The sequence below is a fragment of the Blautia segnis genome, assembly GCF_014287535.1.
GTDB classification, from domain to species: Bacteria; Bacillota; Clostridia; order Lachnospirales; family Lachnospiraceae; genus Blautia_A; species Blautia_A acetigignens.
This window is the reverse complement of record NZ_JACOOT010000030.1, coordinates 22489-41276: the sequence shown is the minus strand read 5'-3', so window position 1 is coordinate 41276 and position 18788 is coordinate 22489. Positions and strand designations below refer to the sequence as shown.

Genomic DNA, 18788 nt, shown 5'->3' with positions numbered 1-18788 from the left:
AGTTACATCACAATAATAAAGGAAAAACGTACCGCTTTGAGCAGAAAACGCATACCGCTAAATCAGAATGGATGTACCGCTAATTTCAGAATAGGCGTACCGTTCGGGCAGAATTTGCACATTACAGTATTCCGTAATCACTTCTTCCTGTTCTGGGGATAACGTTTCCAGTAATTTCTGGTATTTCTTATCAATCTCACTTACTGGCTCTTTATCCTGCTTTAACTTCCATTCTGAATATGCTTTCCCCATATGCTCTGTAATTGTCAGATTCACAAATTCCTGCACTTCCTCTGGTATGGTACTCGTAGATTCCTGTTTATCTTTCTTTTTATCATTTGATTTTTCAAGTGTCGTGTCATCAATATAACGAATGATTTCTCGAATATTTGACTTCATCGACTGCAGATATCCTTTCATCAGCACAGCTACTTTTCTAGCATCCGATTTTTCGGTTTCTTTTTCCAGCATATAAAACTCTTCCAGTTCTTTCAGGATATCGCTGAACCATGGAGTTAATATCATTGAAAAAAGGGTATAAAAAAACAGTCTGCCCTGACGGAAAATATTTCCATCAAAACAAACTGTTCTTCATATTCACACTAATTATATTTTCTGAGCATAGCTACTTTTTGCGAAAATCTCAGATAACTCCGGAAAGAAAACAAAGAAAAAAAAGATTTTTTAACTCCATTTGCACTCCACCGGAACATCCAGACAGCCCGCAAAACCTTTATTTATGGGCTTTTTCGCAATTTAGTCCGCTACTCAAACTCGGCGTGTTTTTTGTTGTTATTAACTATATTAGTTTAAGTTTTATGCAAATACACACCGTTTTTTACTTCAATTAAATCATTTATTCTGGCTTACTGATTTTCTGTTGCCAAAATGTTGCCATACAGACAATTACAATTTTTATACTACTTGTTATTTTTTAGCATTTCCTCTCTATGGCTGTCATATATAGCATACATAAAATTTTCTAAATCATCAAGAATTTTCTTTTCAACCAATGTAATCTTTGTACCACGCTCATAAATTTTATATGCGTCTATTATCACCTTGTTATTCATTAACTTTCCAAAATAATTTAAAGTAGAATTCATTGGTACTAAATCCAAAGAACCATGCATCATTTTTAATGACGGTATATATGTACCGAACACATGCTCAAGAAACTCCTCTTTTTTTAATTTGCCACTAAGCATTCTTGTCCCATACTCCTTTAAAGTCTTTATTTCAGACATTCTTACCATGTTATCCATAACACTAATTGTTCCGTCGTCTGGCACATAATCTGCCGGTATTGAAAAAGAAGTATCTAATATGGCTGTACTCTGTGCATATGCAACCATATCCGGTGGAAATATCGTTATACTATTTAGTATTTGAGTCAAAATCAAATAGAATAAAAGCAGTGCATCATTTGCGTTATTAAATATTCCGTATACTGTATTTTCATCTGGTAATAATGATACATTTGTCAGTCCATTTTTATTCACTGGTAAAATAACCCCTTTATTTAACACGCATATACAACTTATCCTTTTATCAACCTCTACATCCTCCGACAATTCATTGAGATTTTTATATACCGCTTCTAGAGAAGCATCGGAATCATACGCAAATACCATCCCCGCTGTCGGAAAAGAGTAGCCTGAAGTTGTCTTTTTCTCAAGTTTTCTCACACTCTCAATATTTTTAACACACTTCCTCAATTCTTCTTTGGTCAACGTCGATTTAACTTCAACAACCCCATAAACACTTTCAATCGGCACAATTTTAGTACCATCCATATCTACGAGGTATGGTGTCAAAAATTTATCATGTATAATTATATCCACCTGTCTACTTTGTACATCCTTACAATCTACAATCGTACCTTTCGAAAAACAATATTTTTCAGGTATATAACATTTCAAATACTCTTCAAGTATATTTTCCCTTGCCGTTCCTTTTTCTCCATTATGCTGTATTTTACTCGTTATTCCCTCAAAATCAATTTGCATTTTTTTAGACACTGACATTAATATATCTTTAAGCATAACATCCCCCATATCTTACAGTTTGTTTGATCAACCCACATATATAATAAATTTTTTTAATCTTTTATCTATAAATATCCGAAAATCCTCCACAAATCTATAAAAAAATTTCATCCAATATCCTACGAATTTTCAGCATATGTCTTCTTGTTTTTCTGTCTATAGGTTCATTTTCTCCAAAAACTTTTTGAGCACGCTGAACATACGATATGAAATTTCCTTTAATATGTCCATTTGAATCTTTTAAATGCGCCCCTTTAACAGTATACTTCTCATATAAATTTTTACAGCTTATTCTTTTTCCCGAAGGAGTATGGCCTTCATTTTTCACTATAGTTTTAAGTTTCCGATATAATCTGTAATAATATTTCGAAATAGTTTTATCCCTAATTGTTATCTCTTTACCGTCAAATGTAAATCCTAAATAATCAATCTCATTTTTTCCATTTAACACATCCTTTAAAAACAATGCATTACAACTTTTTAATGTTGTATCTCTATATTTATATATTTGTGTTTTATCTGGTTGTAAAATTAAATTTGGAATTTGTTTAATTTCATCTATTATACTATTCAATATCTCCCTAAAATCATCTTCTGATATTCCAGGCAGAATAATAATAAAATCATCACTATATCGCATATACAGACCCTTGTATTTGTTCGCTAAATTATACATTTGCTCATCTACTACTATCATATATACATTTGCTAATACCGCACTAATTGCCGACCCTTGTGGTATCCCATAGTTTTCTTTATGTCTAATAATAAATTCTTTCTTATGCTTTTTAAAATCTTTTTCAGATAAAACTTTACGTTTAGAATTTAAACTTTGTATATCTTCTTCTGTGTCTGTTAAATTATTTAGTTTAAGTAACTCTGTTAATTCCCAAATCGAATATTTTGTTATATTTTTAAATACTGCGTAAAAATCCGATGACAACATATCAACTTTTAAAACATCACACATTCGTTTTTTCAAATAGCCATGATCTAAAGAATCAAAAAAATGAGAAAAATCTCCTATTATTACAAAACTTTCTTTCGTTTCTCTAATACAATCAAAAGCTCTTTTTGCGAAATGAATATTATTTTTGTGCAAATTATCTCTATATGCAACCGCAACCAAATTCATATTACGTTCTTCTAAGTATTTATTATATTTTTGATTCAAAAGATACCCATAATAAGAATATATATATCTATCAATATGTGCAGAATAACATAAGTGCCTAGATTTTTCTTTTATATAACCTCTTCCGTCTTTCCTAGTAAATTTATTAAATTTCTTTTTATAATGTATAAAAGGATAAAATCCATGTTTCACAATGTTAGTCGGATCACTGATATAATCCCAAACTTTGTCCAATGAAACCTTTTCATCAAAATGCGCATATTTTCTTGCATTTGCATTTTTCGTTTTCCATTCGTATAAATCCATACACTCTTCCTATTTAGCGAAAGACCTACCAGCATGAGGGATAGCATCTCTTGACTGATAGGTCTTCTTTCAACATGGTATTCAATTTTGTCTTTCGACAGCTTTGATGTGGTGCCAGCTATCCATTATTCGTTCAATACATATCTATGTTAGAATAGATAAGAAGGAGATGATTCTAATTAACATTCTTATGTGGTTATTCATAAGTTTGCAACCAGAACACCAGTCATATCTGAAAGAGCTCTTTCAGGTATTGACAACAATTCCTTTCCCTTATATCTCATATATAAGGCACTTTAAATATAACTCATAACTACCCCTATGTCAATATATACCAGTCATTTATCTCCCTCAAAACACTCTTGAAGTATAACGCAATATAATCCTTTGAAAAACAAGGTTTCCAATGTTCCTAAAACACAACAAGCACAGCCATTTATTTCAGAATCTCCAAAGCCATTTCTTTAGCTTTATTTCCAGAAATCTGATTTCTATGTTCACTATCATTTAAATATATAGCAATGTATTTCCGTTCTCCATCTGATTCAGAAAAACCAACAAACCATGCCTCTCCATTCCCACTTCCTGTTTTTCCATAAATTTTCTGGGAATCGTTTTCATCCACTAACATTATTTTTTTCAAAATTTCTATATTTCTGCTATCGTAATCACTATGTCCCTCAAATATCCTACTCAAAACTTCTACTTGTTCCAACGGCGAAATTTTCAACGAAGAATCTAACCAAAAACCATTTAGATTTTCCAAAGGATTGATATTGCTACCATTCCACTCCGAAATATCGCAATTCCCGTACTGTAAATTCTTTAATTCTTCCTGCATTTTATCCCTACCAACTAAATCTATCACTTCTCGAAAATACCATATACATGATTTCTCAAATGCTTCTTCTAATGTTAAATCCCCATTCCATTCTGCATTTCCATAATCCGTTCCGTCATACCCCATTGTCGACGATTCATCAACAATAACACCTTTTTGTAATCCTAATAAAGCTGAAATAATCTTAAAAGTAGAATAGGGCGATACTTCTTGCCGACACATATCTTCATTAAAAAATGAATATTCCTCTTGTACTGGCGAATAAATCACCGCACAGCCATTAATCTCCTGAAATGCCCCGCCTAAATCAATCTTCTTTTCACTTATCCCTTGTTGTGTTTCTTCCTGTTCCGCTTTCTCTCCATCAACTTTCTTAAAATTTACACCACCTTTTGTATTTTCTCCTATAACTGTAATCTTATATGTTCCACTCTCTTGAATTTCAACATCAAAATTTTCAGAGGTTACTATATCATCTCTTTCATAAATCGGGGTATCACTATCTTTTTGAATTTTTATCGACAATTTTCCACTGTCAACTATAACTTCCGTCCTAATAGTAGCTCCCGATTCTAAGAGCAATGATTGCTCATCCGTAGTATTAAAAATTTTATACTTCATAACAAACTGGCTATCATTCCCTATTCTGCTACCATCAAATGACGATTTTCCGCATCCACTCAATAAAAATACAATTAAAAAAACACATATTATACCTAAAGACCGTTTCATATTGTCCTCCTATATCTAGTCATAAAGTAATTGTTTTCATTATATCTCCCAGTCATTTCACTTTAAAGCAAAACCAGCAAATCCCCGTCAGTCCATCAAGAGTAAACTTTATAGCTACACTTTTCTCGACTAACTGACGAGGATTCACTTCATGACAGTTAAGAGGGCTTTAAGCATCCCTCTTTCAATTACCGAGCTTCTCTACTGTGTTTTCTCCTTACTGCCCGTTTCTGTTCAGCTTCTATCTGTTCCTGTTGCTTTGCTCGGTCAATAACCGCATTTACCTGTTCAGCCCCCATAACTGCTCTTACACGACCAAAATCCGTTGCAATCGTCCGAAGTTCCCGATTTTCCCCCAAAGATTCTTCTAATCGGTTCTTTAACCTTTCATTTCTGTCTTGCTCTCTGTTATATGCATCTTGCAGTTTTTCAAATCGGTTAGAAACACTCAAATATTCCCGATACACAGACCGCAGAATCGTTATGATTTTTTCAATCAGTGGCTTTGCTTTTTTCTCTCTATAAGACTTTCCGCTTTCCAATGTTCCTGCTTCCGGCAGCACTTCCTCTGAATCATACGAATACTTAACTGCAAATCGTTCTATATCCTTTACCATAGGAGCAATCTCCGCCAGTTTTTTCTCATATCGTGCCGCTTGTTTCTTAGCCACTTCTGCTTTTTTATCTGCTTTCTCACGAACTTCCTGTGCGGAGTGAATCTCCTGTTCAAGATTTTCCAATTCTCCCAACCACTTTTCACTGGTTTCCAGTATGGCAACATTATGTTCTTCCAGACTTTCTTTTTTCGCTTCCAACTCCGCAACTTCCTTTGCCCGTTCCTTTTTCTTAAAGTCCAAAACTGATAAATGCTTTTCATGTGTGCCTTTCTGTTCCCATTCAATCCCATGTTCCAACATAATCTCCGCAAGCTGTTTTTTCTCATGCTGTACCCATTGATTTAATTCTGTTTCGCTTCTGGTGCCTCCTTTAAACCCAAGAGCCGATAACGCCTGTTTCAAAGAAACTCTTGTATCGAGTCCTCTTTTGCTTCCTGTCGTATATGGTACAAAATCAATATGCAGATGCGGTGTCGCTTCATCCATGTGCAAGTACGCAGAAAATATCCATAGCGTAGGGTTGCGTCTTTGAAAATCTCTCATATATTCATCAAGCACCTTTGCAGCAAGCTGTCCGTTTTCTGTTGTCGCTCCCATATTGTCTTTATCTCCGATTTGCAGAATGATTTCATGGAACGGTTTCTCCTGTTTGCCGAAACAAATTTTATCATAATAATCATCAATCTTACGGTCACTTCTGGTCTGCTTCTCGTTGTATCGAACAAGAGCTTCATCAAACAATTCGTGATACACGTCTTTGACATCTTCGTTACAGTATTCTACATTCAGATAACTTCTTTCCGAATCTATATTTTTTGCATGGAATTTTCTGCTGTTATGATTAACAGAACCTTTTCCTGTCATAAAACTAATTGTTCGCTTCAATCTTTATCCCTTCTCCCTTTTTAGGGGTAATCAGTGCCGGATACGGCACATAGCTTTGTTACTTTCGTCGAAAGTAACGCAAAAGCACTTTTGACAGCCGTTCCGTCCATCAAAAGCTGCCATTGCGTCCTGCCGGAGGCTTTTCCGTCCTACGGACGGGTGGCTTCCAGCTGTTTTGCTTCTGCCGCCATAGCTTTTCGGATAACCGACAGCACATTTTCTATCGTATATTCGTCCCACCCTGCAAGCCATATCAGTATCCGCTGTTCATCTTCTGTCAGCTCTACCTCTCCGAAGATTTCATTGAGGTCAGCAATCCTCCGGGCTTCACTTTCGTAAAAACACTTATTCACATTCCGAGTTCCCCACTCCGGCTGAATTATCATCCAATCACACCTTTCTCTTTGTCTGCTACCACAGGGGCGTGACACGCCCCTGTCTATTCTCATCAAGAAAAACTACCAGCGGAAACTGTCCGGCACTCCTCGTCTGTCCAGATATTCCTGTCTGGCTTTTTCCCGTTCTTCCTGTGTGAGAGCAGTCTTATATTTTCCATATAGTTCATGCTGTACCAAAGAATCCAGTTTCTTCTCCAACCCCTGTCGGATTTCCTCCAAGCAGGTATCATCCTCCACCAGATGATAACGGAGCAGCAACATAAACAATTCATAAGGAATCTGTACATTCTTCATCTTCTTACCCTTTCTGCGTCGGTTTGCGTCGATAGCGTCGATATTTTCTACACCAGTCCGCTACCAAAAATACCGTCGCAACCGACGCATATCGTCGCTTTTATTCCTTTGCTTCAAGGCGTTTCAGAATGATTTTTCTTTCATGCCCCCGCTTATTATCATAGAAAATCCCATAGTCATTGAATAACTGGCTGTTGACGGTATTCAATCTTCGTGAAAGCACATTCGCCTGTAACTGCATATCCGGCAGCTGATTTACAAGTTCTGTCGCTGTTCCCTCCCACGCCTGTCTGTCTGTCAGAAACACATTGATTGCTTCTAAAAGAGGGTTCGGTGGCTGTTTCCACAACTCTGTTTCTGCTTTCTTGAATTTCCATACACAACGCTCCCTGTCAAATTCTATAGTCAGTTTCTGATCCGGCTGGTCACGCCCCACAATGTCCATCACTGCTTCATTGTCTGTCCGTTTCTTTTTGTGCATGATAAACGCCCCATCTGCCGCACCCAACAGTCCGTTTGTGCCGGAAATCATATCGAAGCTGTCCTCCGATTCCAGCTTGCGTGTATGATGAACCACCAGCAGGCAGATACCATATTTATCGCTGAATGATTTCAGCTTTGTCACAATCTCATAATCACTAGAATAGCTGTATCTGTCCCCGCCAACTTCACGCACTTTCTGGAGCGTATCAATAATAATCAGCCTTGCGTCCTTACGCTCTTTCAAAAATCCTTCTAATTGTCTGTCTAATCCCTCATTCAAGGTCTTTGCTTGTGTTGCAAAATACAGATTATCTGCACACTCTATACCAAACATACCAGACAGTCGACGTTGAAGTCTTGCATAATCATCTTCCAATGCCAGATACAGCACCGTTCCTTTCCGCACCGGATAATCCCACAACGGAATCCCCATTGCCACATGATAGGCAAGTTGTGCCATGAAGAATGATTTTCCTACCTTTGGCGCACCTACAAAGAGATATGTGCCGCCATAGAGAAAACCGTCTACAATCGGTACCCTCGGCACAAAAACAGTGTCATACAATTCCGGCATGGACATGGTATGCAGTCCGTCATTCCCGGATTTCTCTGGGTTTTTGGTGGCTTGCTGATTGATTTGTTCCTGTGAATTTGCTATAATTTCATTGTGATTTTTTACATTCGGCTGCACCCCATCTGCGCCAACAGATGATACGGGAGCAGTCGTTTTCATTTTTTCCATCATTCATCTTCTCCTTTCAATCCCTCTAACGTAATTGCAATTACCTGTAACGTATAGAGCAGTTCATCATTATCCGGGCTTACTGTTTCCAGCCGCTTTAATTCCTCATGAATAGCTGCCATCTGATTTTTTAATGCCTTATAAACTCTCGGATTTCCCTGTACAACTACGTCCCTGCACGTCAGTCGTCTTATGATATATTCCTGCTTTGTCAAACCAGACAATGCTACCAAATCATTAAGCAGCTTCGCTTCTTCATCCGATACCCGAAATGCTACGGTATGATTTCTCCAACGCCCTTTATAATCAAGACTTCTTTCCATTGCTGTTCTCCTTTTCCATTCGCTCCATTTCCAGCTTTTCTGCCATTTCTGTCTGAACAGTTGGAAATAAATGTGCATACCTGTAAGTGATTTTTTCTGCTTCGTGTCCTACCCGTTCACCAATCGCCAGCACTGAAAATCCCATATTTATCAGCAGCGATACATGGCTATGCCGAATATCATGCACCCGAATCTTTTTCACTCCCGCTTGTTTTGCACCTCGCTCCATCTCATGGTTGAGATAAGATTTTGTAACCGTAAACAGCCGTTCATCTGGCTTGATGTCATAGAACATTTTGATATACTCCTGCATTTCTTCGCAGAGAAACGGGGGCATTTTTACGGTACGGTTGCTTTTCGCTGTTTTAGGGCTTGTAATAATATCACGCCCTTTGGAACGGTGGTACGTCTTGCTGATCGTGACCGTCTGCTTCTGGAAATCAAAATCAGCAGCAGTAAGAGCCAACAGCTCACCGGAACGGATACCGCACCAGTAAAGCATTTCAAAAGCATAAAAGGAACGTGGCTTATCCATCATGGCTTCTGAAAATTTCAGATATTCCTCTTTTGTCCAGAAGTCCATCTCCTTTGGAATTTCATTTCCCATTGTGCCAGCCCGTCTTGCCGGATTGTAAGGCAGATTATAAAAGTTTACAGCATGGTTAAAAATTGCTGTAAGCTGTGCGTGTATTGTCTTCAGATAATCTGCTGAATAGGGCTTACCTTTCTCATCCTGATACGCCATGAGTTCATTCTGCCATGCAATAATGTCTTTTGCTTCAATCTCTGCAATCTTCCGATTTCCAAAATAAGGTAAAATCTTTGTGCGTATTACATGGCTTTTAGATTCCCATGTACTTTCCTTGACACGCTGCTTTTTATCTGCTTCATAAAGTTCAAAAAAGCTGGCAAATGTCATATCCAGTTTGGAGTTCTGTTTCAGCATAACCTCATGTTCCCAGGCTTGTGCTTCTCTTTTTGTTGCAAACCCACGTTTCTGTGTCTGTTTCCGTTCCCCTTTCCAATTCGTGAAACGATAAATTACCCTCCACGTTCCCGTAGCATTGTCTTTATATACAGCCATTTCCATCATCTCCTTCCAACTTAATCACTGTAACAGACCTTCTTATGAAAGAAAGTAGTATTTACACGCCCCGCTACTGTCATATACCCTTGTTTCTGCAATTCTGTGTTCAATTCCCTTACAACCTGATAGGCTTTGGACTTTGATACCCTTAATTCTGTTGCCACTTCTTCCACCGTCATAAATGATTTTTCTGCCATCTATATCCTCTCCTTTCCCTAAAATTCCTGCCGTTCTCTCCTTCCCGTTCTGACAGGCAACCCTTTTCGGCGCTGTGCCAGTCCCTCTACACAAGGGACGCTCGCTTCTTTTTTAAAGGTCATGGCGTTTGTTCGGTTTGGACGGTCATTCAATTTTTAACTCTTTTTGTTTAAGTTGTGTTTTGTGATACTAAATAAATTCCGTTAAGTCAAGTGGTTTGCAGAAAAATCTTAACTTTTTTCATTTAAGTTCCGCTTGCTATTCCTATTTCATCATGTTATACTAACTTCAACAGAAATGTTTAGTATCGGAGGTTTTATTATGGCAATCGGCAAAAGAATCCGCTTTTTTCGCAACCGGAAAGGCATGACACAGAAACAGTTAGGCGAACTCCTCGGTTTTCTAGGAAAGACCTCTGATGTCCGTATGGCACAATACGAATCAGAATCCAGAACACCGAAACAAGACCTTGTAAAAGAAATGGCACATCTCCTCGATGTAAGTCCTCGTGCAATCACTGTGCCGGAAATAGATAGTTATATCGGACTTATGCACACGCTTTTTGCGTTGGAAGATATGTATGGCTTAAAAATCGGAGAGATTGACGGAGAAGTGTGTCTGCGGTTAGATAAATCTGCCGGAACAACCTACACCACTATGTTTGATATGTTCCATGCATGGCAGGAACAGGCTGCCCGTCTGGAACAAGGCGAGATAACCGCAGAAGAATACGACCAGTGGCGGTACAAATATCCTGAATTAGACACCTCAAAACAATGGAGAAAGGTCATTCCCTCACAAGAACTCAGCGACCTTATCTTACAGGACTTGAAACCCGAATCCGACTAATTTTCAACCTCGATGATGAGCATTCGCTGGATGAAATCCACCAAGCTAACGCTTGCCGTCTTTCGCCCAGCTCATTGCCAACACAAAAAACCTTACCGACTTTCAGCTTTATTTCTGAAAATCAGTAAGGTTTTCTGTTATTGAAGTATTCTATTATTTAGTGAGTGATACTCTAAATGTTGCCAAATCGTTGCCACCGCTTAAACAAATTCGCTTGCAGCCCGCATAAATACTAGGTTCTTAAAGTCCATTTCATCACTCAAACTCTACAAAGACTAACGCTTTTTGTTTAGGAATTATTCTCTGTAATGTTTCTCGTTCTTTTGATTATTTGATATATCCATATTATCCTGCCTATACGAGCTAATGTTATCATTTTGTTATCGGCATTGATAACACCTACTCGATAACTGTGGATAATAACTATATGTAGCATGTCAAATTATAAGCTATTTTGCTTAGAGATTCAACACAAAACTGAAATTTTACTTTTCCTTATATTCATCTGGTATTGCTATTTGAAATGTTTCACACAACAGCATCACATCATGCACATCATTTTTATCGTGTTCATATCCCAAATGAAGCATTACCTGACTCAATGGTTCAATACAAGAAACAGTTATATCTCCAACTTTTCCAATACCGGAAAAAGTTTTTGATGGAAATATATCTCCCTCATAAACAATTCCGTCATCTGTAAATTCAAAACAATGTAAATCAATGATTCTTTGTTTATCATCTTTCCAGACAGTATGACCATCCGTTGTATAATCAGTATTTACTTCCTCAAATCCATGCTGCTTAATCACATAAATATAATCATGATAATGTTTCAGTTCAACAAACAAATCAATATCATTGTGTATTCTTGATTCTCTTTTAAGAAGTGCATCAACACCCCATCCGCCATCTAAATATACTTTAATTTCGTTTTGCAAAGCATATTTTATAATTTCACATGCATCTTCTGTACGTACCATAATCTATCCTCCAAATTCAAATCTTTGTATGCTTTCCAACTCACTAAAAGCCTGAAATTTGTCAGTCTTTCATCCTTTTTGTTATCAATCACCAATTAGCTGTAATCCATTAGGATTTAGCTGATATATTTTATCGCACACCTCTTCAATATACTTTCTATCGTGAGAAATGCTAATGACAGCCCCCGGAAATTCTCGGAGCATTTTTCTTATTACCGGACCGGACAATGGTGAAAAATTTCTTGTCGGTTCATCCAGAATAAGAACATTTGCACCACTTAAGCTCATCCTCAAGAGAAGCACTTTCGCCTTTTGTCCGCCTGATAACTCCCGAATCGGATGCTCCATTTCATCTGGTGTGTATTTAAGTGAACCAAGGTATGTTCTAATTCTTGTACGCTCTTCTTTATCTCCTGTTTTATCAAGGTAATCAACCGGTGTAACATCCAAATCCAGCAGGTCTTCATAAGTTTGAGGCATATATTCTGCTTTAATGTCATTCCGATTTAGGAGTTCTTCCGCTATCTTTTTTAGAAGAGTCGTTTTTCCTGCCCCGTTGGCTCCTATCATACAGATTTTTTCTGAACCTTTTATTTTTAAATGAATTCCTTCTGCTAAAATTCTTTTGCCATCCGGAGTCACAAGCTTTGAAAGTTCATATTCTATGACCGTTTTTCCTGCGGGAATGTGTGAGTTTTCATCCCCTAATTTGACAAAGATTGCTTCTTCCTGTTCCGGCATCTGAGTCATATTTTCATCTTCTTTTTCAAATCTTCGTTCCATTGCCTTAACCGTATGCATTTTGTCCTTTAAGTTTTTGGCAACAGACGGTGCTTGTCTGGTACAACTTCTTAATGCACCTTGTACACTCTGCATAACTCTTTGATATTTTTCATCGCGAATCTTTTTCTCCCTACGGTCACTCAGTGCCCGCTGTTTTTGGATTTCAAATTTATGAAGCCGTTCTTCCACATAGCGTCTATAGGGAAGCTTTGCCACGGTATATCTCGCCTTTGTTTTTCGTATAATCTGCTCGATATGTATCACCATGTTGGCAGTACGCTCTATCAGCGTTTCATCGTGTGAAATAAAAAGCACAATGTGCTTCCAGTCATTTATGATTTTTTCCAGTAATGTAAGCGTCGCAATGTCGATGTCATTGGAAGGTTCGTCCAACAACAGCACAGAAACATCGCGAATGAAAAGCCTCATAAGTTGTGTCTTGACTTTTTCGCCTCCTGAAAGACTACCCATTGTCTGGTTACTGTAGAAAAAATCATTTTTCATTCCAAATTTTCCCGCAATAACAGACAATTCTTTAGGCGTTTTCTCCCAGAATATTTCCTCTTCAGAAAAATATTCGTATATTGTTTTTTCCTTATCTTCATCGAGCATCTCCTGCGGAAGATAACCAAGACGTTCGTGTCCCATTATCCTTTCCCCATCTGCTTCTATATAGTTTTCTACAAGCGACGGATTGTATATCCACTTCATTAATGTCGATTTCCCATTTCCCTCTTCTCCAATAATAACTGCCTTATCTCCATCATTTAGCACAAGGTTGAAATCATTAAGAATTATTCTCAGGTCTTTTTTATGTGTTAAATTTAATTTTTTTATCTGCAACATTAAAGTTTCTCCTTTTCGAAGTCTGAGCCAATTATTATTTTGAACACACAAAAACGAGTCTTTTTTGCATACGCAAAAATAGACTCGCTAAATAGACCCTTATTTCTTTTCCAAAAGGAAAACAAAGGAAATGCCTCTTGCGATAATCCAACTTAAGCGTACACAAAACAAACCTATTCTCTACAGGCTCAATAACTATATGTGTCTTACTTAAATCAAATTATCTATTAATCATTTCCTCACCTTACACAAAATGTGCCTTTCTTTCTTCTAATGGCAATACTATCATACTGTATTTTTTGTGTCAATACATTTCACCTTATGGAAGTGCAAATTAAAATTTTCACTTCCTAATTATACATCCAACCATTACGAAATTCAATCTTTCACAACCTCTTTACAACCACAACCACAGCACTCCAGCAAACGCAGGAGCACCATACCGTAAAACGCTTATGTGTAAATCAACTCCGTTCCTACAACTTCCCTCACACAAGCCTGAATATTATTCATTCTTCCAATCCATTCGTAGGGATTATCTTTCTTTAATTGTTCCGTCACATCTTGTCTGTCGGCATATTCCTTTACCAGTCGAAGAAACATATCCTCTGCTTGCTTATCGACTTCTGCAAGATAACTATGCAGCTTTCCGCTTGTCAGCAGGTTCATATATAACACTTTATAGTGTTCCTTTAAATGCCTTGCATGTCGTTTCCCCCATAAACCAATCGGCTCTATTTCTTCTTCGGCTGGTACTGTGATGTTCGGCAATAAATAATCACCCACCTGTCTATAAGTTCCGCCCATTTCTTCAAAAATTGTCTTTGTCATTTTCCTTTTCCTCCTGTGATTTTTGTCTATCGTGATCGTGTATTATCACGCTTGCGACCTTTAACTGTTCTTGCCTGCTCCAACAAATCATCTATCTGTTTGCGACCAAAAACCTTACGGAGCAGGCTGTAATCTTTATTTTCTGCTTTTAGGATTTTGTTTTCTTCGGTCAATCTTTCATTGACTTTCTCCAAACGCTGATTGGTGCGGTATAACTGTGCATTCGCTGTATTCAGCCTATGATAGTTGTCCCACCCCTCAAAGCAGCGGGCAAGCACCGTTTTGACAAGTTGCTTCAATTTCCTTACAACCGGCTCTGCCATTTTGGTTTTATATGCCTTTGCAGTCATAAATTTCTCTGGTTCTGGCAACTGATATTTCGGTGCAGTATCAAGCTCTATTTCAAGATTTGACAGCTCGTCTTTTGCCTTATCATAGTTCAATACTCGTTCCGACAACACATCAAATTCAATCTGTTTCTGCTCGATTTTCGCACCTAATGCCGCCACTTCTTTTTCTCTTTCCTGCTTTTTATAATCCAAAACAGAAAGATGTTTTTCGTGTGTGCCTAAATGTTCCCACTCAATCCCATAACGTTCCATCACCGCCGCAAGCTGTTCTTTTTCGGACTGTATCCATTGCGACCACTCCGTATCGCCACGACTGCCGCCCTTAAAACCTTGCGTTGCAAGAGCCTGCTTTAGTGACACTCTTGTATCAAGTCCACGCTTGCTGCCTGTGGTAAAAGGTACAAAATCTATGTGCAGATGTGGTGTAGCTTCATCCATATGCAGATGAGCCGAGAACACCCGAAGCTGTGGATTTCGCTCCTGAAAACCCTGATAGTATTCATCTAAAATCTGCTTTGCCAGTTCTCCGTTTTCCGTATCGGCGTTCATATTTCCCTTACCGCCCACCTGTAAAATGATTTCGTGGAACGGTTTTTCCTGCTTGGAACTTCGGATTTTTTCATAATAATCTTTTATCTTTCGGTCTGACCTTATCTGCTTGGCATTGTATCTTTCCAATGCTTCATCAAACAATTCGTGATAAACTGTCTTTATATTTTCATTGCAGTAGTCGATATTGAGATGAGTACGAGTTCCGTCTACATTTTCTGCTCGGAACTTTCGGCTATTGTGATTGACCGAGCCTTTACCGACCATTGCACTTATCGTTCTCTGCATTTTTTCATCTCCCATCTGTAAATTTCAACATTCTCAGGTTTTGTTACTTTTGTCAAAAGTAACGCAAAAGCACTTTTGACGGGTACACCCATCAAAAATGCGACCTGTAAACAGGTTTTGCGTTCTCCGAAGGCTCTCCGAGGGGTGAGCGTGTGCCGGTGGCACACACGCCTGCGAACCGACCGAGCCAGCAGGCGAGACCAAAGAGCCGCCTTTGAAAAGGCACTCTCTGCACACTCCCCTAAACTTTATCCGGTGTCAAAGTGTGACGATGGTGACAATGTTTTTCACAGCGTGCTGCTCTCAAAAACATTGACACCTTTGACACCGTTTGTCACGCCGTCTGCTCGGTTTCTTTCCAAAGTGAAACCTTTCTTCCGTCGTGTGTGCGGCTGTTCTGATAACGGATACCGTAATCACGAAACAGCCTGCTTGCGTTGATACTGAGCCTTAAAGAAAGTACATTCGGCTTTATATCCACCGCAAGCCTTTCGCAAAGTTCCGAAGCAGTTCCTTCCCATCTGTCACTTTCCGAAAAGAGCGTATCCGCTATCTTCTCAAGCAGAGGTTCGGGCGGTTCTTTCCACATCTCCGTTTCCGATTTTGCAAAGTTCCACACCAATCGCTCGCTGTCCCTTACAAGATGGATTTTCATATCCTGCTGGTCTCTGCCAGCAACATCAAGTGTGGCATTGTTGGAAGTACGCTTGTCCTTACTGAGAACAAATGCACCGTCTGCCGCACCCATCAGACCATTCGTGCCTGAAATCATATCGAATATATCTTCCGATTTTTGTTTGCGTGTATGATGAACAATAAGCATTGAAACCTTGTAACTGTCTGCCAACGCTTTCAGCCTTGCCACAACATCATAATCACTTGCGTAGCTGTAATCTGCTCCGCCTGCTTCACGCACACGCTTTAAGGTGTCTATGATAATCAAGCCTGTGTCTGGGTGTTCCCTCATAAACCCTCTTATCTGTTCTTCCAGTCCGCCATTGACCGTTTTACATTCCGTTGCGAAATACAGATTGCCTGTCTCCTTTGCACCGAACATCTGAAACAATCGCTTCTGCAAACGTGGGTAATCATCTTCAAGGGCAAAATAAAGCACCGTTGCCTTACGCACCTTATACTCCCAAAGCGGTGTGCCTGTGCTGATATGATAGGCAAGCTGTGCCATCATAAAGCTCTTTCCCACTTTCGGGGAACCTACGAAAAGGTAAGTTCCCCTTTGGAGCAGACCGTCGATAAGTGGTGTCTGAACCTCAAACACCGTATCATACAGCGTTGTCATTGATACTGTTTTCAGATAGGAAGGGTCTAACTGTCTGAGTATTTCCCTTTGCATTTCTTCAAAAGATTGCTCGTACCCCTTGAAATCCGTATCCTGATTGACTATACTATTGTCAGTACATTTGGAAAGTGACTGTTCCGCATCTGTTGCCGCAGATACATTTGGAATAGTCATTTCTTTTTTATTCTCCATTCGCATCCTCTCCTTTCAAACCGCCGAGAATAATGGAAATCAGTTCTATTACACTCAGCAGTTCATCATCCACACCTTTTCCTGCTTCAATCCTTTTCAGTTCCGCAAGGACTGTGGCAAATTCCGTTTTCAACGCCTTATACACTCTCGGATTGCCCTGTACCACCACATCCTGATTTAAGCAACGGCGGTAACAATACTCCTGTTTTGGCAATCCTGATAGAGCTACAGCTCTGTTAATGAGTTCGTTTTCTTCGGGCGATACTCGAAACCCTACTGTGATATTCCTCCAACGATTTTTGTTATCTCTGTTCTTAGCTGACATTTTCAAAATCTCCTTTCCCTAAATCATCTAATTTTTCTGCCATCTCAATCTGCTTTGACGGAAAGAGGTGTGCGTACTGATAAGTAATATCAATACTTTCGTGACCAACTCGGTCAGCAATCGCCACCGCAGAAAAGCCCATATCAATCAAGAGTGAAATGTGGCTGTGACGGAGATCGTGAATGCGGATACGCTTCACGCCTGCCGCCTTTGCCCCTCTGTCCATCTCGTGATGAAGATAGCTTTTCGTCACCGTAAAGATACGGTCTTTCTTCTTCAATCCGTAAAGCATACCGAGATATTCTTTCATTTCCTCACACAGAAACTTCGGCATTTTAATCGTGCGGTTGCTCTTTTTCGTTTTCGGAGAAGTAATCACATCCTGCCCTTTCAAACGCTGATAGGATTTATTGATTGTGACTGTTTCCTTATCAAAGTTGAAATCTGCCGGAGTCAAAGCTAACAGCTCGCCCTCTCGGATACCGCACCAGTAAAGCATTTCAAACGCATAAAAGGAAACAGGCTTGTCCATCATCTCAAAAGAGAATTTCTTGTATTCTTCCTTTGTCCAGAACAGCATTTCCTTGTGTTCCTCACGTCCCATATTTCCCACCTTTGCCGCAGGATTGGAACGCAGTTCATAGTAGCGGACAGCGTGATTGAAAATGGCGGACAACTGATTGTGCAGCGTTTTCAGATACGTCTGTGAATAAGGCTTTTTCTTCTCATCACGATAGGCAAGCATTTCATTCTGCCAAGTAATAATCTCCTTTGTGGAAATCTCGCTGATTTTCAGTTTCCCGAAATACGGAAGTATCTTTGTGCGTATGATATGCTCTTTGGTAAGCCACGTGTTTTCCTTCAAACGGTTCTTCACATCATTGATATAAAGCTCCGTAAAGGCTTCAAAACTCATATCAAGGTCTGAAGAAGTCTGCAATTTGAACATTCTTTCCCATTCCTGTGCTTCTCGTTTGGTAGCAAAGCCACGCTTGCATTTCTGCTTGCGTTCCCCTTTCCAGTTCACATACCTTGCCATCACATACCAAGTACCGTTATCTTCATTCTTAAATACCGGCATTTACATTTCCCCCTTTCCTGCTCCGTAGAGCCTTTCGTAAAAATACTGGCGATTTACACGCCCTGCAATCGTAATAAAGCCCTTTGCTTTCAATTCCTCATTTAATTGTCTGATGAGTTTATATGCATAAGGTTTTGATACGTTTAGTTCCTGAGCCACATCTTCGGCTCGGATAAATCTGTTTTCCATATCCTTTTTCTTCCTTTCTTAAAATAATTTTTTGCTTGCCGCTTTCTCCGTGTTAAAGTTCCAACAGGCACTCCTGCTTGTCGGCAGGCGCTGTGCTGTCCCAATGCACCGCAGTACATCAGGCGCTCGCTCGTAT

At 39.0% G+C, this 18788-nt stretch carries 20 protein-coding genes; 1 reads left to right on the top strand and 19 read right to left on the bottom strand.

Annotated features, from left to right (window positions below; all coding sequences use genetic code 11):
- Positions 1-57 precede the first annotated feature (57 nt).
- The 11 genes from H8S54_RS12860 to H8S54_RS12810 all read right to left on the bottom strand — a co-directional run bounded on the left by H8S54_RS12860 (position 58) and on the right by H8S54_RS12810 (position 10088).
- Entirely contained in the window at positions 58-471 is a 414-nt protein-coding gene (locus H8S54_RS12860; protein WP_243176814.1) for a hypothetical protein, read from the bottom strand.
- A gap of 449 nt (positions 472-920) precedes the next feature.
- A complete protein-coding gene (locus tag H8S54_RS12855; RefSeq protein ID WP_117509444.1) occupies positions 921-2045 on the bottom strand; it encodes a DUF6602 domain-containing protein in 1125 nt (374 codons plus the stop codon).
- Positions 2046-2142: 97 nt separating this feature from the next.
- On the bottom strand, positions 2143-3489 hold the full coding sequence (locus tag H8S54_RS12850; RefSeq protein WP_186901619.1) for a reverse transcriptase domain-containing protein: 1347 nt from the start codon (positions 3487-3489) through the stop codon (positions 2143-2145).
- Positions 3490-3925: 436 nt separating this feature from the next.
- Positions 3926-5062: a class D beta-lactamase gene (locus H8S54_RS12845; protein ID WP_186901618.1), complete on the bottom strand. Its 1137-nt coding sequence runs from the start codon at positions 5060-5062 to the stop codon at positions 3926-3928.
- Between the two features lie 188 nt (positions 5063-5250).
- On the bottom strand, positions 5251-6543 hold the full coding sequence (locus tag H8S54_RS12840) for a plasmid recombination protein (RefSeq protein WP_186901620.1): 1293 nt from the start codon (positions 6541-6543) through the stop codon (positions 5251-5253).
- Between the two features lie 170 nt (positions 6544-6713).
- A complete protein-coding gene (locus H8S54_RS12835; RefSeq protein ID WP_330600185.1) occupies positions 6714-6917 on the bottom strand; it encodes a hypothetical protein in 204 nt (67 codons plus the stop codon).
- Between the two features lie 105 nt (positions 6918-7022).
- A complete protein-coding gene (locus tag H8S54_RS12830; protein ID WP_186901616.1) occupies positions 7023-7256 on the bottom strand; it encodes a complexin-2 in 234 nt (77 codons plus the stop codon).
- Positions 7257-7356: 100 nt separating this feature from the next.
- Positions 7357-8484 (bottom strand): AAA family ATPase, encoded by a 1128-nt coding sequence (locus H8S54_RS12825; protein WP_186901615.1) that lies wholly within the window; start codon positions 8482-8484, stop codon positions 7357-7359.
- Complete coding sequence (locus H8S54_RS12820) at positions 8481-8804, bottom strand: plasmid mobilization protein (RefSeq protein ID WP_117509450.1); 324 nt, start codon at positions 8802-8804, stop codon at positions 8481-8483. Before H8S54_RS12820 ends, H8S54_RS12825 begins: the two co-directional genes overlap by 4 nt.
- Complete coding sequence (locus tag H8S54_RS12815; protein ID WP_178601650.1) at positions 8788-9888, bottom strand: site-specific integrase; 1101 nt, start codon at positions 9886-9888, stop codon at positions 8788-8790. The genes H8S54_RS12820 and H8S54_RS12815 overlap by 17 nt, the downstream gene beginning before the upstream one ends.
- A gap of 20 nt (positions 9889-9908) precedes the next feature.
- The gene (locus H8S54_RS12810) at positions 9909-10088 is read right to left on the bottom strand and encodes a MerR family transcriptional regulator (protein ID WP_117509452.1); all 180 of its coding nucleotides are present in this window, start codon (positions 10086-10088) and stop codon (positions 9909-9911) included.
- Positions 10089-10410: 322 nt separating this feature from the next.
- Here H8S54_RS12810 and H8S54_RS12805 point away from each other — a divergent pair, with 322 nt between their 5' ends.
- Positions 10411-10938: a helix-turn-helix domain-containing protein gene (locus H8S54_RS12805; RefSeq protein ID WP_186901614.1), complete on the top strand. Its 528-nt coding sequence runs from the start codon at positions 10411-10413 to the stop codon at positions 10936-10938.
- 485 nt (positions 10939-11423) lie between these two features.
- Here H8S54_RS12805 and H8S54_RS12800 read toward each other — a convergent pair whose 3' ends face one another.
- From H8S54_RS12800 to H8S54_RS12765, 8 genes are all read right to left on the bottom strand, one after another.
- Positions 11424-11921: a nucleotidyltransferase domain-containing protein gene (locus H8S54_RS12800; RefSeq protein WP_009247521.1), complete on the bottom strand. Its 498-nt coding sequence runs from the start codon at positions 11919-11921 to the stop codon at positions 11424-11426.
- 84 nt (positions 11922-12005) lie between these two features.
- Positions 12006-13550, bottom strand: a complete 1545-nt coding sequence (locus tag H8S54_RS12795) for an ATP-binding cassette domain-containing protein (protein ID WP_009247522.1) — start codon at positions 13548-13550, stop codon at positions 12006-12008.
- A 453-nt stretch (positions 13551-14003) separates the two neighbouring features.
- Positions 14004-14381: a TnpV protein gene (locus H8S54_RS12790; RefSeq protein ID WP_009247523.1), complete on the bottom strand. Its 378-nt coding sequence runs from the start codon at positions 14379-14381 to the stop codon at positions 14004-14006.
- 26 nt (positions 14382-14407) lie between these two features.
- Positions 14408-15547 carry a plasmid recombination protein gene (locus tag H8S54_RS12785; protein ID WP_019190307.1) on the bottom strand — a complete coding sequence of 380 codons (1140 nt, stop codon included), beginning with the start codon at positions 15545-15547 and terminating at the stop codon, positions 14408-14410.
- 355 nt (positions 15548-15902) lie between these two features.
- Positions 15903-17057, bottom strand: a complete 1155-nt coding sequence (locus H8S54_RS12780) for an AAA family ATPase (protein WP_009247525.1) — start codon at positions 17055-17057, stop codon at positions 15903-15905.
- Positions 17047-17382, bottom strand: a complete 336-nt coding sequence (locus tag H8S54_RS12775) for a plasmid mobilization protein (RefSeq protein ID WP_009247526.1) — start codon at positions 17380-17382, stop codon at positions 17047-17049. Before H8S54_RS12775 ends, H8S54_RS12780 begins: the two co-directional genes overlap by 11 nt.
- A complete protein-coding gene (locus H8S54_RS12770; protein ID WP_009247527.1) occupies positions 17372-18463 on the bottom strand; it encodes a site-specific integrase in 1092 nt (363 codons plus the stop codon). Before H8S54_RS12770 ends, H8S54_RS12775 begins: the two co-directional genes overlap by 11 nt.
- The gene (locus H8S54_RS12765) at positions 18464-18652 is read right to left on the bottom strand and encodes a helix-turn-helix domain-containing protein (protein ID WP_009247528.1); all 189 of its coding nucleotides are present in this window, start codon (positions 18650-18652) and stop codon (positions 18464-18466) included.
- Between the last annotated feature and the right edge of the window lie 136 nt (positions 18653-18788).

What these genes read in the sequence shown, in the direction of transcription:
- H8S54_RS12770 (WP_009247527.1), bottom strand. Translation starts at nt 18,463, where the DNA reads ATGCCGGTATTTAAGAATGAAGATAACGGTACTTGGTATGTGATGGCA.
- H8S54_RS12860 (WP_243176814.1), bottom strand. Translation starts at nt 471, where the DNA reads ATGCTGGAAAAAGAAACCGAAAAATCGGATGCTAGAAAAGTAGCTGTG.
- H8S54_RS12790 (WP_009247523.1), bottom strand. Translation starts at nt 14,381, where the DNA reads ATGACAAAGACAATTTTTGAAGAAATGGGCGGAACTTATAGACAGGTG.
- H8S54_RS12830 (WP_186901616.1), bottom strand. Translation starts at nt 7,256, where the DNA reads ATGAAGAATGTACAGATTCCTTATGAATTGTTTATGTTGCTGCTCCGT.
- H8S54_RS12855 (WP_117509444.1), bottom strand. Translation starts at nt 2,045, where the DNA reads ATGCTTAAAGATATATTAATGTCAGTGTCTAAAAAAATGCAAATTGAT.
- H8S54_RS12785 (WP_019190307.1), bottom strand. Translation starts at nt 15,547, where the DNA reads ATGGTCGGTAAAGGCTCGGTCAATCACAATAGCCGAAAGTTCCGAGCA.
- H8S54_RS12845 (WP_186901618.1), bottom strand. Translation starts at nt 5,062, where the DNA reads ATGAAACGGTCTTTAGGTATAATATGTGTTTTTTTAATTGTATTTTTA.
- H8S54_RS12775 (WP_009247526.1), bottom strand. Translation starts at nt 17,382, where the DNA reads ATGTCAGCTAAGAACAGAGATAACAAAAATCGTTGGAGGAATATCACA.
- H8S54_RS12805 (WP_186901614.1), top strand. Translation starts at nt 10,411, where the DNA reads ATGGCAATCGGCAAAAGAATCCGCTTTTTTCGCAACCGGAAAGGCATG.
- H8S54_RS12810 (WP_117509452.1), bottom strand. Translation starts at nt 10,088, where the DNA reads ATGGCAGAAAAATCATTTATGACGGTGGAAGAAGTGGCAACAGAATTA.
- H8S54_RS12780 (WP_009247525.1), bottom strand. Translation starts at nt 17,057, where the DNA reads ATGGAGAATAAAAAAGAAATGACTATTCCAAATGTATCTGCGGCAACA.
- H8S54_RS12820 (WP_117509450.1), bottom strand. Translation starts at nt 8,804, where the DNA reads ATGGAAAGAAGTCTTGATTATAAAGGGCGTTGGAGAAATCATACCGTA.
- H8S54_RS12840 (WP_186901620.1), bottom strand. Translation starts at nt 6,543, where the DNA reads ATGACAGGAAAAGGTTCTGTTAATCATAACAGCAGAAAATTCCATGCA.
- H8S54_RS12825 (WP_186901615.1), bottom strand. Translation starts at nt 8,484, where the DNA reads ATGATGGAAAAAATGAAAACGACTGCTCCCGTATCATCTGTTGGCGCA.
- H8S54_RS12815 (WP_178601650.1), bottom strand. Translation starts at nt 9,888, where the DNA reads ATGGCTGTATATAAAGACAATGCTACGGGAACGTGGAGGGTAATTTAT.
- H8S54_RS12765 (WP_009247528.1), bottom strand. Translation starts at nt 18,652, where the DNA reads ATGGAAAACAGATTTATCCGAGCCGAAGATGTGGCTCAGGAACTAAAC.
- H8S54_RS12850 (WP_186901619.1), bottom strand. Translation starts at nt 3,489, where the DNA reads ATGGATTTATACGAATGGAAAACGAAAAATGCAAATGCAAGAAAATAT.
- H8S54_RS12800 (WP_009247521.1), bottom strand. Translation starts at nt 11,921, where the DNA reads ATGGTACGTACAGAAGATGCATGTGAAATTATAAAATATGCTTTGCAA.
- H8S54_RS12795 (WP_009247522.1), bottom strand. Translation starts at nt 13,550, where the DNA reads ATGTTGCAGATAAAAAAATTAAATTTAACACATAAAAAAGACCTGAGA.